At 65.9% G+C, this 14,575-nt stretch carries 14 protein-coding genes and 1 pseudogene; 4 read left to right on the forward strand and 11 right to left on the reverse strand.

What is annotated here, in order from left to right:
• Positions 1-2: 2 nt before the first annotated feature.
• The 6 genes and pseudogenes from DES45_RS04360 to DES45_RS04380 form a co-directional block, all read right to left on the reverse strand.
• Positions 3-1,457 carry a CheR family methyltransferase gene (locus DES45_RS04360; RefSeq protein ID WP_114768849.1) on the reverse strand — a complete coding sequence of 485 codons (1,455 nt, stop codon included), beginning with the start codon at positions 1,455-1,457 and terminating at the stop codon, positions 3-5.
• Positions 1,457-1,963 carry a chemotaxis protein CheW gene (locus tag DES45_RS04365; protein WP_114768710.1) on the reverse strand — a complete coding sequence of 169 codons (507 nt, stop codon included), beginning with the start codon at positions 1,961-1,963 and terminating at the stop codon, positions 1,457-1,459. The genes DES45_RS04360 and DES45_RS04365 overlap by 1 nt, the downstream gene beginning before the upstream one ends.
• A 262-nt stretch (positions 1,964-2,225) precedes the next feature.
• Positions 2,226-2,978 (reverse strand): creatininase family protein, encoded by a 753-nt coding sequence (locus tag DES45_RS04370; protein ID WP_114768711.1) that lies wholly within the window; start codon positions 2,976-2,978, stop codon positions 2,226-2,228.
• Positions 2,975-3,379, reverse strand: coding sequence for a RidA family protein (locus tag DES45_RS26285; protein WP_245429755.1), 405 nt, complete (start codon positions 3,377-3,379; stop codon positions 2,975-2,977). Before DES45_RS26285 ends, DES45_RS04370 begins: the two co-directional genes overlap by 4 nt.
• Positions 3,368-3,850, reverse strand: a pseudogene (locus DES45_RS26290) (Cif family virulence factor); the annotation flags it as partial. The gene DES45_RS26285 and the pseudogene DES45_RS26290, both read right to left, overlap by 12 nt.
• A 9-nt stretch (positions 3,851-3,859) precedes the next feature.
• Positions 3,860-5,005, reverse strand: coding sequence for a mandelate racemase/muconate lactonizing enzyme family protein (locus DES45_RS04380; protein WP_114768713.1), 1,146 nt, complete (start codon positions 5,003-5,005; stop codon positions 3,860-3,862).
• A gap of 143 nt (positions 5,006-5,148) precedes the next feature.
• Between DES45_RS04380 and DES45_RS04385 the strand changes: the two genes are divergently transcribed.
• Positions 5,149-5,925, forward strand: a complete 777-nt coding sequence (locus tag DES45_RS04385) for an SDR family oxidoreductase (RefSeq protein ID WP_114768714.1) — start codon at positions 5,149-5,151, stop codon at positions 5,923-5,925.
• Here the strand turns inward: DES45_RS04385 and DES45_RS04390 are convergent.
• From DES45_RS04390 to DES45_RS04405, 4 genes are read right to left on the reverse strand one after another with little or no spacing between them, the layout of a single operon-like run.
• Entirely contained in the window at positions 5,922-6,428 is a 507-nt protein-coding gene (locus DES45_RS04390; RefSeq protein ID WP_114768715.1) for an NUDIX domain-containing protein, read from the reverse strand. The genes DES45_RS04385 and DES45_RS04390 overlap by 4 nt on opposite strands.
• Before the next feature lie 24 nt (positions 6,429-6,452).
• A complete protein-coding gene (locus tag DES45_RS04395) occupies positions 6,453-7,337 on the reverse strand; it encodes a MurR/RpiR family transcriptional regulator (protein ID WP_114768716.1) in 885 nt (294 codons plus the stop codon).
• Positions 7,338-7,364: 27 nt separating this feature from the next.
• Positions 7,365-8,357 carry a hypothetical protein gene (locus DES45_RS04400; protein ID WP_114768717.1) on the reverse strand — a complete coding sequence of 331 codons (993 nt, stop codon included), beginning with the start codon at positions 8,355-8,357 and terminating at the stop codon, positions 7,365-7,367.
• 24 nt (positions 8,358-8,381) lie between these two features.
• Positions 8,382-9,353, reverse strand: a complete 972-nt coding sequence (locus tag DES45_RS04405; RefSeq protein WP_170151374.1) for an extracellular solute-binding protein — start codon at positions 9,351-9,353, stop codon at positions 8,382-8,384.
• A gap of 110 nt (positions 9,354-9,463) precedes the next feature.
• On the opposite strand from DES45_RS04405, the gene DES45_RS04410 reads away from it, so the two are divergent.
• From DES45_RS04410 to DES45_RS04420, 3 genes are all read left to right on the forward strand, one after another.
• Complete coding sequence (locus DES45_RS04410) at positions 9,464-10,540, forward strand: ABC transporter ATP-binding protein (protein ID WP_170151375.1); 1,077 nt, start codon at positions 9,464-9,466, stop codon at positions 10,538-10,540.
• On the forward strand, positions 10,537-12,192 hold the full coding sequence (locus DES45_RS04415) for an ABC transporter permease (protein WP_114768719.1): 1,656 nt from the start codon (positions 10,537-10,539) through the stop codon (positions 12,190-12,192). The genes DES45_RS04410 and DES45_RS04415 overlap by 4 nt, the downstream gene beginning before the upstream one ends.
• A 245-nt stretch (positions 12,193-12,437) precedes the next feature.
• A complete protein-coding gene (locus DES45_RS04420) occupies positions 12,438-13,625 on the forward strand; it encodes a multidrug effflux MFS transporter (protein ID WP_114768720.1) in 1,188 nt (395 codons plus the stop codon).
• Here the strand turns inward: DES45_RS04420 and DES45_RS04425 are convergent.
• Entirely contained in the window at positions 13,616-14,512 is an 897-nt protein-coding gene (locus DES45_RS04425; protein WP_114768721.1) for a LysR family transcriptional regulator, read from the reverse strand. The two genes, DES45_RS04420 and DES45_RS04425, sit on opposite strands and share 10 nt — an antisense overlap.
• Between the last annotated feature and the right edge of the window lie 63 nt (positions 14,513-14,575).

The following is a 14,575-nucleotide window of genomic DNA, read 5'->3' on the forward strand; positions in this document are numbered from 1 at the left end:
CGTCACGCCCTCCGCCCGGCAGGATCGGCGGCCTGGAGATGGACGCGCACGAGCTGGCGCAGATCGCCGGCCGTCAGGCCGTCGCCTTCCGGAAGCGGATGGCCGTCCGGCATCGTGCCGGCGATGCGGGCCGCGTTCGCCAAGGTGCGGCGTCCGGGGGCGGAGCGCCCATCGGCCAGGAGCAGCAGTCCAAGGTGGTAATGAGCCATGGCGAAGCTCTTATCCAGATAAAGGCAGCGACGGAAGGCCTTCTCTGCTTCGGGCGGGCGTCCGAGGGCCTGCGAAATCAGTCCGTGGTAAAAGTGGAGGGCGGCGTTCAGGGGCTCCTGGCGCAGCGCCTCCAGGCAGATGGCGTCGGCTCCCGTGAGGTCTCCGGCATCGGCCCTGCGGCGGACGTCCGCGAGCAGCGAGGGCCACGCGCCGGATGGCCTTGCCGGCGGTCTGGCGGGCGTGACGGGGGACGATGGGGCGGGCTTCTGCTCCGAGCGGTCCTTGACCGTCGAGGGTCGAGCCTGGGGCGGCAGCTTCGGCTGCCAAGCCGGCGCCTCCTGCACCGCCGCGGCTTCGATCGGGATGGGCGCAGGCTGCGCCACGCCTTCACGTCGGCGATAGGCGACGGTGCCGGGGAGGTTCACCGCCTGCATGATCGCCGAGAAGGACGGGTTCGGCTCCGCGTGTCCCAGCAGCATCCATGCGTCGTCGAGAAGGCAGTCGCGCAGCGCGCCCACGACTCGGTTGACCGTGTCCGGGTGGAAATAGATGAGGACGTTGCGGCACAGGATCAGGTCGAATTCCGTGAACTGGAGCGGCGAGCTGCCGTCGAGGAGGCTCAGCAGATTGTGCTTTTCGAAGCGCACGAGGGAGCGGAATTCGGGCCGGAGCTGCCATTGCTCCCGTTCGACGGGAAGAAAATACTGCGCACGCTCCTCCTGCGGAAGCGAACGCAGCGCCCATTGGCCGAATTGCGCCCTGCGCGCCGTCTCCAGAAAGCTCTCGTTGATGTCCGTGCCGATGATGCCGAGGCGCCAGTTCGGGAGGTCCTCGCCGAGCAGCTGGCGCACCAGGATGGCGAGCGAGTAGGGCTCGGCCCCGGTGGCGCAGCCGGCGCTCCAGATCCTCAGGCGGCGCTCGGGGCGTTTGCGCTCGATGATCTCGGGCAGGATCGTCCCCCGCAGGGCGGCGAACTGTTCCGCGTAGCGAAAGAAGAAGGTCTCGCCGATGGTGATCTCGGCCTCGAGGCGCGCCCATTCGACGGGCCCGGTGCCGGGAGCGTTGAGAAGATCGATGAACTGAGCCGCGTTGCGGGCGCCGGTGGCCTTGAGACGCCGGCGCACGCGCTCCCAGAGCAGGTCGTCCTTGTCCTGGTAGTAGAAATGCCCGGTGCGCTCGATGATGAGGCTTTTCAGCCTGGGAAAGTCAGCATCGAGGGGAAGGGTCGGGGCGGCACGCGCGGCCATCAGGCCGGAACCGTCCACTCGTTGAGGCGGGTCTGGGCCTGCCGTCCCAGTTCGGCGAGCGCCTGCTTCTCCTCGGCGAAGAGGATCCGCTCCAGGGACAGGAGGTGGACGAGACGGCCGCCGTGCTCGATCTCCGCCTCCACGCACCCGTTGAGCGAATTCTCCGGCCGGACTGGGGAGAGCTGCGCCTCATGCCGGTCGACCACGTCGAGAACGCGGTCCACCAGCAGGGCTGCCGGGCCCGCGGGCGACAGGCCGTCGAGCAGGATCAGGTGCCGGTAGAGGCCCGCCTCGCGGGATTCGGCCTCGCGTTCGACGCCGAAGAGCACGTCGAGACGGATGACCGGAACAGCCGTTCCCCCCAGGTTGAAGAAGCCTGCGACCGGCCGCGGAAGAGCCGGCGGCCGCGAGAGGTGGGGCAGGGGAAGCAGTTCCCGGACATGGCTCCGGCGCAGGGCGCAGGCGATCCCGCTCACATCGAAGACTATGATCTGCAGGCTCGCCATGGCTCTCGTCTTGAAGGGTCATCGGGAGGGGCGCAAGCCCGCGACCGACTATATTGGGCGTGAAGCAGGCTCCTGCAATATCCGCAAGAGGGCTCGATCGGGAGCGGCGGGACGCCATGCGCCCGGGAGGCCGGGCCCTCGGCGACATGATTAACCAACCATTGATGAACATGGTTGACGAGGGTTAACGGACCGGCGATGAACGGATGGCCGTCCCTGAGAGCGGCAAGAGCCGCCGGACCGTGCCGGCGGCCCGTTCCCCTTATTTCATCGAGGAAACGATCTCCGCGAGGGCGTCGACCACGATCCGGGTAATGGCATGCCCCTTCTCGGCCGATGCGAGGCTCGGATCGCCCACGACGCCGCTGCCGCCGGAGATCTCCTTCATGGTCCGGAAGAGGGCTCCCCGTCCGCCGCGCAGCAGATCGTTGTTGGCCCAGTCGTGGGTCATCACGTGGCTGGGACCGGGAACGAGGTCGCGCCGGACGGTTCCCTCGTCGATGAGCATCATGAGCGAGGTCTCGAACTCGCAGGCATGACCGACGCTGCCGAACCCGCCCTCCTGCACCTTCAGGAGCGCGTCGGTGGCGATGCGCCACCAGGTCAGCATGGCCACGCGGCAGTCCCGGTGCCGCGCGCCGAAGGATTCCAGGATCACCTGGCCGATGGCCTGGTTGCCGCCATGGCTGTTGAACAGGATGATGTTGCGAAAGCCGTGGGCCGCCACCGCATTCAGGATGTCCGTCACATAGGCGAGCAGCGTCGCATGCTGCACCGTCAGCGTGCCCGGAAAATCCATGTGATGCTCGGACGTGCAGACCACGACCGGCGGCAGGATCAGCACCTGGTCCGAATGCCGGGCGTCCAGTTCGGCCAGGAAGTGGCCGCCGATCCGCGCATCGGTGTCCAGAGGCAGGTGTGGACCGTGCTGCTCGATGGCCGCGATGTTGAGGATGACCGGAATGGAGCGGTCGAGGGCGCCGATCTCCCGGCTCGTGAGCTTTTCCCACCTCATGGCTTCACCGCCCAGAGCTCGATTTCCACCACGAAGTCCCTCAGGAGCTTCGTCTCGACGGCCGTCCTGACCGGAAGGGGCTGGGGCATCATCTCGGCATAGACCTCGTTGAAGGCGGGCCAGTCGTTCAGGTCGGTCATGTAGACGTTGACCTTGAACACGTCCGCGAGGCTGCAGCCGGCATTGCGCAGCTGCGCGGCGCAGTTCTCGATCGTCACGCGCGCCTGGGTGCGGATGTCGGAGCCGATTGTCCTGCCGTCGGGCCCGACCGCCGCCTGACCGGAGATGACCACGATCTTGCCGGGCGTGACTTCGAGCACCGGGGAATACGGGCCATTGCCGGGAGCCTGCGTGGCCGGCGGAGCGTATTTCGCAGGCGCCTGCGGAGTGCTGCTCCCCATCGGGTTCGGCAGGTAGCCCAGAAAGCCCGCGATGCGCCAGCGCCCCTCCACCCGGCGGCAGAAATACTGCGTCTGCCAGCGAAGTGTGACGGTGCCGCCGTCATTCAGCGGGATCGTTCCGTCGAACTTCTTTCGCGCAAGGGCGAAGTCTCCCATGATCTCGATGTCGCGAAGGTTCGTGAGGGCGAAGATCGCGCGCCGCAGATCGGCATCCTCGATTCGGCCCTTCAGCTCCTTCGATCCGGCGAGCCAGGATTCGCGATAGCGTGCAATGTCCGCGTAGGTGACGCGCCAGCTGTCCGGATTGTCGGAGAAGCGGGCATCGATGCCGAAGAAGATGTCAGGGGCGAAATCCCGGAAATGCGCATCCCAGTCGCCGGCCACGAAGGCCTCGATGTCGCGACGGACGAGCATTTCCCAGATCGCATGCCGCGCCTCGTCGGCGGAGGGAAACGGATTGGTGTCTGGCATGGCGGCTCCTTAACGGATCGTGCGCTCGGAAACCTTGAACCGGCGGATGGCCTCCTCGTCGAGCTCGATTCCGAGGCCGGGTCCTTCCGGAAGGCGCACGTGCGGGGGCTCGATGACGAGGGGCGTCTTGAGCAGGTCGTGCGAGCGGATCATGCGGCCGAAGATGTCGCTTGGCCAGACGCAGCTCGCGGCGGCCGCGGATTGATGCACGTACATGGCCTCCAGGATGCCGAGGTCGACCTCGGACCCGTGCCAGCAGGGCAGGCCCGCCATCGTAGCGAGGTCCGCCAGGGCCTTGAACTTCGCGAGACCGCCGTTGAAGTTGAACCCGTCGACGGCCCCGTGCGCGATGGCGTTGACGGCCTCGTAGGGACGCTGGCCCTGGAAGACGTATGGCAGCGACACGTGAAGGGCGATCGGGATCGACGAGAACTGCCGCAGATTCGCGTAGTCCTGGATCATCCAGCGCTGAATCGGATCTTCCAGCAGCAGGACGTTGCCGACCTCCTCGAGCCCGCGGATGATTGGCCGGGCGTTTCCGGAGTTCTCCCAGCGCTGATTGGGATCGAAGATCACCTTCATGCCGGGGGCGTATTCCTTGATCTTCTCGCACCAGGCGACGACGTCGTCCTCGAGGTCGCACTTGAACTTGATGCAGTCGAAGCCCTGCCGGTGATACTGCTGCACCCAGGGGCCGATCTCCTCCACGGTGCGATGGCTCGACCAGGCGCTGATCTTCACATGATTGCGGACGGCGCCGCCGAGCAGGCGGTGCAGCGGCACGCCGAGGGACTTGGCGTAGGCGTCCCAGATGGCGCATTCGAAGCCGTCATATTCCCGGCACAGGGCGATGGGCAGATCCTGGAGCGGCATGTCGGCGATGCTCTGGCCGAGCAGCAGATTGGAGACGCCCTCGATGATGGACCAGTTGTGGTCCCGGTAGAATTCCGAAATGCCGACCGTGCCGTCCTTCAGGGTCATGCGCATGATGAGCTTCGGCAACTCGTCGAACTGCACCGACCAGGCCTGCTTGCCGCCCACGGGCAGCATATGGAGCGGCTTGTTCAGGCTCTCCGAATTGATCACGCCCGGGTGGGTCGGAACGATCACCTCTTCGAAATCGAGGCGGACGATGGTCTTGTCGCTGGAATCCATGGCTTCACCGATCGGCTGTCTGCCAGGAGACTAGGAGCATGAATGTAGTTTAACAACGCATTTTCTGCCAATTTTGCGGTTTTCATCACGCGTCATATCCATCAAGCTACATTTCTCGGAGCATCTGAAGGAGCAGGGTGATCATGAGCCAGACCATCGTCGTGACTGGAGGCGCGGGAGATATCGGGCAGGCGCTCTGCCGCCGGTTCCTGGGCGACGGTCACCGGGTCGCAATGCTGGACCGCAGCGGCGAAGCGTTGAGCCGGGCCGTCGCGGCGCTAGGCTCGCCGGACCAGCTTCTGGGCATCGAGGCGGACGTCACCTCACTGGCGTCCGTGCAAAGCGCCGTCGGGAGGATCGAGAAGCGGTTCGGCGGCATCGGAGTCCTGGTCAACAATGCAGGCGGCGTGGTCAGCCCGACTCTGGGCACGACGCAGGAGGCCGATTGGCTGGCCGATATCGACCTCAACCTCAACGGCGCCTGGCGCTGCGTGCGGGCCGTGCAGGACGGGATGATCGCGCGGGGGCGCGGCACGATCCTCAACATCTCGTCCGTCAACGGCTCCGGGATCTACGGCTACCCCGCCTACAGCGCCGCCAAGGCGGGCCTGAACCAGATGACCCGGTTCCTCGCCGTGGAGCTCGGCCGGCATGGCATCCGCGCCAACGCGATCGCGCCCGGCAGCGTCAAGACCCAGGCCTGGAAGGAGCGCGTCGAAAAGAACCCCGAAATCTTCGAGCGGCTGAAGCGCTGGTATCCGCTGAGCGACATCTGCGTACCGGACGACATCGCCGGGGTCGCCGCCTTCCTGATCGGGCCGGACGCGCGCATGATCACGGGCGCAGTCCTGCCGGTGGACGGGGGCCTATCGGTCGGTTCCACCACCATGGCGCGGGAGTTCTGCGGGGCCGACTTCTAGGAAGCGGGCGGTGTCCAGCTCGGAGGCGCGAACGCCGGAGCAGCGTCGCGCCGGAAGGCGATGCGGACGAGGTCTTTCGTCCAGACCGCCATCGGCAGGTCGGCGGCTTCCGTCTCGGACACAAAGCGCAGGGCCGTCGCCTCCTCGCCGTCCGCCCGAGCCGTGCCGCCGATGACCCGCGCCTCGAACACCATCGTGGTGTAGGAGACCACATCCCCGTTGGGATAGGTCACCCGGTATTGCGGGCCGCCGAACGCTCCGACGAGCCTCGTCAGCTCCACATGGAGGCCCGTTTCCTCCCAGCATTCGCGGACCGCCGCGTCGGCCGGGGATTCGTCCGGATCGATGGCGCCGCCGATCGTCATCCACAGGCCGGTGCCGCCCTCCTGGGCCAGGAGAAGACGCTCCTGTTGATCGAGGACCAGGACCGTGACGGCCGGCATCATGACGAGGTCGGTGCCGATCTTGGCCCGCAGATTGCGGAGATAGGTGGAAATGGGCATGCGCGATCTCTGAAAATGTGTCGGTCAGTCGCCGATCGGCTGTGCGTCAGTGTGGCCGTGCAGGGCGAGCAGGGTCGTCCTGATGCGGTGCAGCTTCCGGGCGGAAACGGGCTTCGTCAGGGCGCCCACAAGGGCCGACAAGCAGTCGATGACGAGAAGCTGCCCGTAGCGGGTCCGGTTCGGAAAGTTGAAATGCACTTCGTCGCCAGGCACGTCCAGGGGCAGCAGGATCGTGGCCCGGGCCGCGAGCGGGCTCCCTGGCATGGTGACGGCGATGACGGCAGCGCCCCGGCCCGCCGCGATCTCCGCGGCATGGACGAGCGAGGCCGGCTTGCCCGTGACGGAAAAGACCACGAAGGCGTCACCCTTGTCGGCGATGGCGGCCAGCATGCTCTGCTTGTAAGGGTCGGCCGCGGCCGTGACGGCGAGCCCGAAACGGAAAAGGCGGTTTTCCATCTCCTGGGCCATGATGGCGGAGCTGCCGCCGACGCCCAGGCACACGACCTTTCCGGCCTCCGCCATCGCCGAGGCCGCCGCAGCCAGGGCTCTCTCGTCCAGACTCGCGAAGGAGGTCGCAAGCGCATCGATCCCCGATTGGTAGACCCTCTGCGCGGTCGTCTCGGCGTCGCCGGACTGCACCTTGCGCTCGGCCTCGAAGTACATCCGCCCGACCGCGAAATCCTGGGCGAGCCGCAGCTTGAAGTCGCTGAAGCCGTCGCAGCCGACCCGACGCGCGAAGCGCATCACGGTCGGTTCGCTGACCTGAGCCTGGGCCGCGAAGGCCTTGATGCTGATCCGGGTCGTCCCCTCGATGTCCTGCAGAACCACGTCGGCGACGCGCCGCTCCGCCTTCTTCAGGCTTGGGGCGATCTGCTCGATGGATTCGATCAGGCTGGTGGGACGGTTCATGGTCGTTCTCTCCGCCCGAGGCGGCGTCTAGAATCGAACCCCGAGATAGGTCCGGTCGTCCGCCCAGGTCGAGCCGATCGATCCTTTGGGTGAGGAATAGAGCACGATCTTCGACGGGTCCTCGCGCTCGACCTCCGCGAAAGCCTTCTCCCAGGCGGTCACTCCGAACCCGTCCCCTGGCTTGAAGTAGCCGTCCGAGTAGATCTCGATGGTGTCGATCTCGTTCTTCGGAAGGCGCTCGATCCGGATCAGATCCTCAGGGATCTCGAAGCCGTCCAGGCACGGATAGCCGAGACAGGTCGAGGCATCGTTCTGATAGCCGCCCTGTGCATTGACGATGCCGCCCTGCACGAGGTTCTCGATATCCGCGCGGGGCACATGGGGCAGGGCCGCCGCATTGGCGGCAATCGCCCGCTCCTCGATCCGCAACAGGTCCTCGGCCGTCATCAGCTCGGACAGGCCGTCGAGCGGCTGGCGCGTGCCGTGCCATGTGATGCGGCGGGACAGCTGCTCGCGCGTCACAGGGTCCTGAGTTCTCACGCCGATCACCGGCCAGGCCTCCCGGCGAAGGGCCGAGGTGATCAGGTCCAGGTCCTTCTCCATCTGGAGGATGCGCCCTCCGTTGATCCGGACGCCGCTGTCGCCCACGAGGACGATGTCGATCGTCTCATCCTGGACGAGCACCAGCGCAAGGGCGGCGGAGAGACGGATGTTCTTGTCGCGTCGGGCGGTTTCGGCGATGCCATGGTCCTCATAGGCCTGTGCCAGGCACCGGGTCAGGGTCTGAACGATCGACAGCCCGTCCTGCGGCGCGTCGGGCGCGCTGAGTAGATGCTCGAGCGCGCCCTTGACGGTGACGGCCGCGTACTGGCCGGAGAGCATCCCGTCATAACGGGTGCCGTGCCGGTCGGTGACCCCGTCGATCACCGCATAGGCCTTGCCCGGAAGGATGACGAGGCGGTCCTCGTTGGCGTCGGGCTTGGACGGATCCTTCGCCTCGGAGAATGCCTCTATCCACATGATGGTAGTGCTCTTAACTTCGGCTCAGCGGTTCTGCAGCGCCGTCTTCCACTTGGCGATCCAGTCGTTGCGGTTCTGGGCCACCTTCTTGATGTCGTAGTCGACGAGCTTCACTTCGCTGATCGGCTTCAGGCCCGCGCCGGTGACGTCCTTGCGGACGGAGCGGCGGCCGATCTCGGAAACGAGCTGCTCCTGGACGGGCTTGGACAGAAGCCAATCGATGAACGCCTTGCCGTTCTCCGCATGGGGTGCGCCCTTGATGAGAGCCACGCCGTCCGCCACCGTCGAGGATCCGTCCTCCGGATAGACGATCGCGATGTTGCCGCCGCCCTTGACGTAGTCGAGGGCGTTGTCCTCGAGGGTCAGGCCGACGAGCGCCTCGCCGTCGTTGACGTAGCGCGGAACCGCGCCGGAGGAATCGGACAGATTCACGTTGGCGAGAATCTTGTTGTAGACGTCCCAGCCCTTGTCGCCATGACCGATGAGAACGGTCGCCAGCTGCTGGAACGATGATCCCGAGGTGTCGGCGCGGGCGGAGGAGATCTTGCCCTTCCACTTGGCGTCGCCCAGCTCGGCCCAGGTCTTCGGGTACTCGTTGGGCTTCAGCTCCTGCTTGTTCACCGCCATCACGAGCAGGATGCCCGTATAGGGGATCCATTCCGGGCTGACCTTGTAGGTCGGCAGGATCGCGGCATCCTCCTTCGGCGTGTAGGTCGCCAGCAGGTCCTTGTTGTCCTCGAGCTGCTCGCCGCCGATGCTCCAGATCACGTCGGCCTTGGGCGAGGAGGATTCCGCCTTGACGCGCTTGATGATGTCGCCCGAGCCGGCCTTCACCACGTCGACCTTGATCCCCGTTTCCTTCTCGAACTTGGGAACCAGGGCATCGACGATCGACGCCTTGTGGGCCGTATAGACCACGACCGACTTGTCCTGCGCCATGGCGGCGACGCTCAGCGACGCGAGCAGCACGCCCGCCGTCAGACCCACTTTCAGCATTCTCATCCTCCCCGGATTTGCTAGCAAAGCTACGGCATGTTGCTGAAGCCTATATGTTTTGTAAAGTCGTGGCCGTATAAGACGTAGTTATGCAACGAAGGAGATGGGGCGTGGCGGGGTTGAAGATCCATGGGCTGGCCAAGAGCTACCGGGACGTGAGGGTGCTCGAGAACATCGATCTCGATATCGCGTCAGGCGAGTTCTTTACCCTGCTCGGCCCCAGCGGCTGCGGAAAGACGACCCTCCTGAGGACGATTGCCGGCTTCCAGCATCAGGATCGCGGCGAAATCATCGTCAACGGCGAGCGGATCGACCACAAGCCGGCCCACAAGCGGGATATCGGCATGGTGTTCCAGGATTACGCCGTCTTCCCGCATCTCACCGTGGCCGAGAACGTCGCCTTCGGGCTGAAGGCGCGATCCCTCCCGAAGGCGGAGATCGAATCCAGGGTGGCCGAGAGCCTCGCCATGGTTCGCCTCGACGGATACCAGAACCGCCTGCCCGCCGAGATGTCGGGCGGTCAGCAGCAGCGCATCGGCCTCGCCCGCGCCATGGCGATCCGGCCGACCCTTCTCCTGATGGACGAGCCCCTGTCCAACCTCGATGCGAAGCTGAGAATCGAGCTGCGCGAGGACATCCGCGACATCCAGCGGCGTCTCGGCATCACGACGATCTACGTCACGCACGACCAGGAGGAGGCGCTTGCGGTCTCGGACCGGATCTGCGTCATGAACAAGGGCAATGTCGAGCAGATCGGCACGCCCTTCGAAATCTACCGCAAGCCCCAGCGCCGCTTCGCGGCAGCCTTCGTCGGCACGATGAACTTCCTGCCAGGCCGGATGCAGGGCGGGCAGCTGACGGTCGGCAGCCATTCCGTGCCTTTCCCTCACGGCGTGGGAACCGGCTCGGTGGAAGTGGCCATCCGGCCCGAGAACGTTCTGTTGACGGGGGCGAGTGCCGATGGTGAGGCGATCGCCCTGAGGGGTGAGGTCCGCAAGGTCACCTTCCTGGGGCGCGAGGCGCATTACACGCTCTCGACGGAGGCAGGCGAAATCGTCGCCCAGGTGGCCGATCCGGACCGCGATTTCATCGAGATGGAGGGCAGGCCCGTCGAGGTGCGGCTTCCGTTGCAGAAGGTCGTCCTGTTCCAGTCGAACGGGGACGTGCTGAGCGCGGGGCGTCCATGATGAGACGGCGTTTCCGCTACGACCTCTGGACCTTCGTCCTGATCGCCGCCTGGGTCATCCTGCTCATCCTGCTGATCTGGCCTTTGTCCTCCATTCTCCGGGCGAGCCTGCTCGACAACGAGACCGGAGCCTTCTCGTTCGTCCACTATTTCCAGATCTTCACCACCAGGGTCTATCAGCGGGCCATCGGCAACACCCTGATCGCCGGGTTCGGCGGCATGGCCGGGGCGCTCGTCCTCGGTGTGACGCTCGCCTTCGTGACGACCCGGTTCCACATCTACGGCCGAGCGCTGATCCAGACGCTGGCGGTCGTCGCCCTCGTGTCGCCGCCCTTCATCGGCGCCTATGCGTGGATCGTCCTGTTCGGCGCCAGCGGCGTGGTACGCAAGGGGCTGGCCTCCATCGGCATCTCGATCCCGCCCCTCTACGGGATGCTGGGCGTGATCCTGGTGTTCGCCTTCAAGTTCTTCCCGCACGTGTTCCTCATCACGTCCGGGGCGCTTTCGGCCATCAACCGGTCAGTGGAGGAGGCGGCGGAAAGCCTCGGCGTCTCGCCTGCGCGGCGGCTGTTCACGGTCACGTTCCCGCTGATCCTGCCGGCGATCTCGGCGAGCGCGCTCCTGACCTTCGTCCTCTCGATCGCGGATTTCGGCACGCCGCGCATCATCGGGCGCGACTTCAACGTTCTGGCCACGGAGGCCTTCAATCTCTACGGCGGCGAGGTCGGCGGCAATCCCGGCATGGCGTCCGCGCTCAGCATCGTGCTGATCATCCTGTCGATGATCATCGTGTTCGGCCAGCGCTGGGTGCTGCGCAAGAACGTCTATCACAGCAACCTGATCAAGAAGCCGGAGCGCCAGCATGTCGGCGGGGTCAAGTCCGTCGGCCTGCACGTGCTGGCCTACGCGATCGTGCTGATCGGCGCTCTGCCGGCCATCATCGTGGTGCTGTTCTCGTTCCGGCGCACCAGCGGCCCCGTGTTCCAGCCCGGCTTGAGCCTGCAGAGCTACGAGAAGGTGATCTCGACGGTGTCCGATCCGATCTGGAATACCCTGCTGTTCTCGACCGTCGCGGTCGTCGCCATCGTGATCACCGGAACCCTGATCGGCTATCTGATCTCGCGGCGGCCGAACATCGCCACGGGAGCGCTCGACGCGACCCTCATGATTCCTTACGTGGTCCCGGGCATCGTGATGGGCATCGCCTTCATCACGCGGTTCAACGATCCGCCGCTCGCGCTCACGGGAACCGGCCTCATCATCATCATGGCGGTCTTCATTCGGCGCCTGCCGTATTCGGCCCGTTCGGTGGCTGCGGCCCTGAAGCAGGTCGGGCCGAACCTGGAGGATGCGGCGGTGAGCCTGGGCTATTCCCCCGGAAAGGCCTTCATGAAGGTGACGGTGCCGCTGATCGTGCCGGGCATCCTCGCGGGCGCTCTCATGAGCTTCGTGACGGCCATGAACGAGCTCTCGTCCTCCCTCGTCCTCTATGTCGGCAGCACGATCACCATGCCGGTGCGCATCTATCTCTCGGTCATGGACGGAGAATATGGAACGGCCTCCGCCCTCTCCACGATCCTGCTCGTCATGACGGTGGTCGCGGTCTACGCCGCCTTCCATCTGTCGGGACGTAAGGAGAGCGCGCTGCTGTAGCGCCGGGCCCCGGATCCTGCCGAAAGGGGCGCGCCGCGGTCATCCCGCAGCGTGCCCCTTTTGCCATTCCGGCTTGACCTGCGGGCCAGGGCGCCTAAAAGCATGATCTGCAACTCCCTTGCAGTTGCCGACGCCGCATCGCGGCGCCTTTCCCCCATGCGTGCCCCGTTTCCTGCGCCCCTGCCGGACGCAGTTCCTTTCTCAATCCCGGTTCTCGACGCCGGGGCCACGGAAGTTTTCGTCCCATGAGATCCGTCTTCCTGCGCAATGCGGTCGTCCTCGGCATGCTGTCCGCCGTCGGACCCTTCGCCATCGACATGTACCTGCCGGCCTTCCCGGCCATCGCCCGGGAATTGCAGGTAGATGTCAGCGCCATCCAGATGAGCCTGATGAGCTTCTTCGTGGCCGTGGCTCTCTGTCAGGTCATCTACGGCCCGATCTCGGACCGGGTCGGCCGCAAGCCGCCGCTCTATGTCGGCCTGAGCCTGTTCATCCTGGGAGCCATCGGATGCAGCTTCGCCCAGAGCCCGGAGGCGCTGATCGCCTTCCGGTTCCTGCAAGGCGTCGGGGCCTGCGCCAGCATGGTCATCCCGCGGGCGATCATCCGCGACCTTCACACGGGCGCCGAGGCCGCACGGCTCATGGCGACCACGATGCTCGTCTTCAGCGTCTCGCCCATCCTGGCGCCCCTGGCCGGCAGTGCGCTGGCCGAATTCTTCAGCTGGCGCATCATCTTCTGGGCCATCGCGGCCATCGGGCTCGGCGGCCTCCTGGTGGTCGCGTTCCTGCTGCCGGAGACACGATCGGCGCAGCATGGCGCCGGCGCTAAACCCCGTGTCCTGGCGACCTACAAGAGCCTTCTCAAGGACCGTCACTTCCTCGGGCTCGTGTTCATCGGCGGCCTGGGGCAGGCGAGCTTCTTCTCCTATCTGGCGGGGTCCTCCGTCGTGTTCATCGAGCATTTCGGCCTGTCGCCGTCGGGCTACAGCATGGTCTTCGCCTCGAACGCCATCGCGTTCATCGGCAGCGCCCAGTTCAACAGCACCCTCATGCGCCGCTTCGGGGCGGAGCGGGTGGTCCGCACCGCCCTCGTGGGGTTTGCGAGCCTCACCATGCTCCTGTTCCTGCTGACGCTGGCAGGCGTGGACAATCCCTTCGTGCTCTGGGGGCTGCTCTTCGTGTCCTTCGGCTGCCTCGGCTTCGTGATCCCCTCGACGGCCGTCCTGGCGCTCGAGAACCATGGGCCCGTCGCCGGGACCGCGTCCTCCCTCATGGGGACGCTGCAGCTCAGCACCGGCGCGCTCATGATCGTCCTCGTCAGCGCGTTCTTCGACGGGACCAGCCTGTCCATGGTCAGCGCCATCATGGCCTGCGGCCTCACGGCGTTCGCCTTGAGCCGGATGACCCTGCGCCCGGCGCGGGTCTATCCTTGAGCCGTCCTGTCCAGGATCCAGTCGCGGAAGGAGCGCACGAGGGCGGCCTCCGCCTTGGGTTCGGGATAGACCAGGTAATAGGACCCGCTGCTCAGGAGCTTCTGGGGGAAGAGGATTTCGAGCCGACCCGACGCGAGCTCGTCCGCGATCAGGAAGTGCGGGATGAGAGCCGCGCCCAGCCCTGCCGCGGCCGCCTGCGCCACCATGGCGAACTGCTCGAAGCGCGGCCCCCGCAGCGGATTGCCGAGATCCACGTTCGCGACCGCGAACCACTCGGCCCAGGCGGTCGGGCGGGTGCTCTGCTGGAGCAGCGTGACCCGGGTCAGGTCCTGCGGCGAGCGGATGTTCTCCCTCTCGCGATAGGCCGGGCTGCAGACGGGCACCGCCTCCTCGTTCATGAGGTGCTCGCAGACGGCGCCCGGCCAGTGGGGCTGCCCGAAATGGATGGCCGCGTCGAAGGGTTCCGTCGCGAAGTCGAAGGGGACGAGGCGGACCCCGAAGTTCACCGTCACGTCCGGATGCTGGGCGAAGAATTCAGGCATGCGCGGGATGAGCCAGCGGGTGCCGAAGGTCGGCAGGACTGCAAGGTTGAGGACCCCGCGGGTTCCGGACAGGGCGATGGCCTGATGGGTGGCGTCCGAGAGCTCCGCCAGCGTGCTCCGCACGTTGGCCGCATACATGCGCCCGACATCGGTCAGCACCACGCGCTGGCGCGACCGGCGGAACAGGGATACACCCAGCGAGTCCTCAAGATGCTGGATCTGGCGCGACACGGCGCTCTGGGTCAGATTCAGCTCCTCGGCAGCCCGGGACACGCTGCCATGGCGTGCAGTCGCCTCGAAGGCGAGGAGATTGCCGACATTGGGAAGAAAGCCACGGCGGAGCAAAGTTCATTCCGTTTTCGAATAACCTGCTTCGAAGATGTCGCTTTACTTGACGGCTGTCCAGGG

Origin of the sequence: Microvirga subterranea, from assembly GCF_003350535.1 — a bacterium.
In the GTDB taxonomy this organism is placed as follows: domain Bacteria; phylum Pseudomonadota; class Alphaproteobacteria; order Rhizobiales; family Beijerinckiaceae; genus Microvirga; species Microvirga subterranea.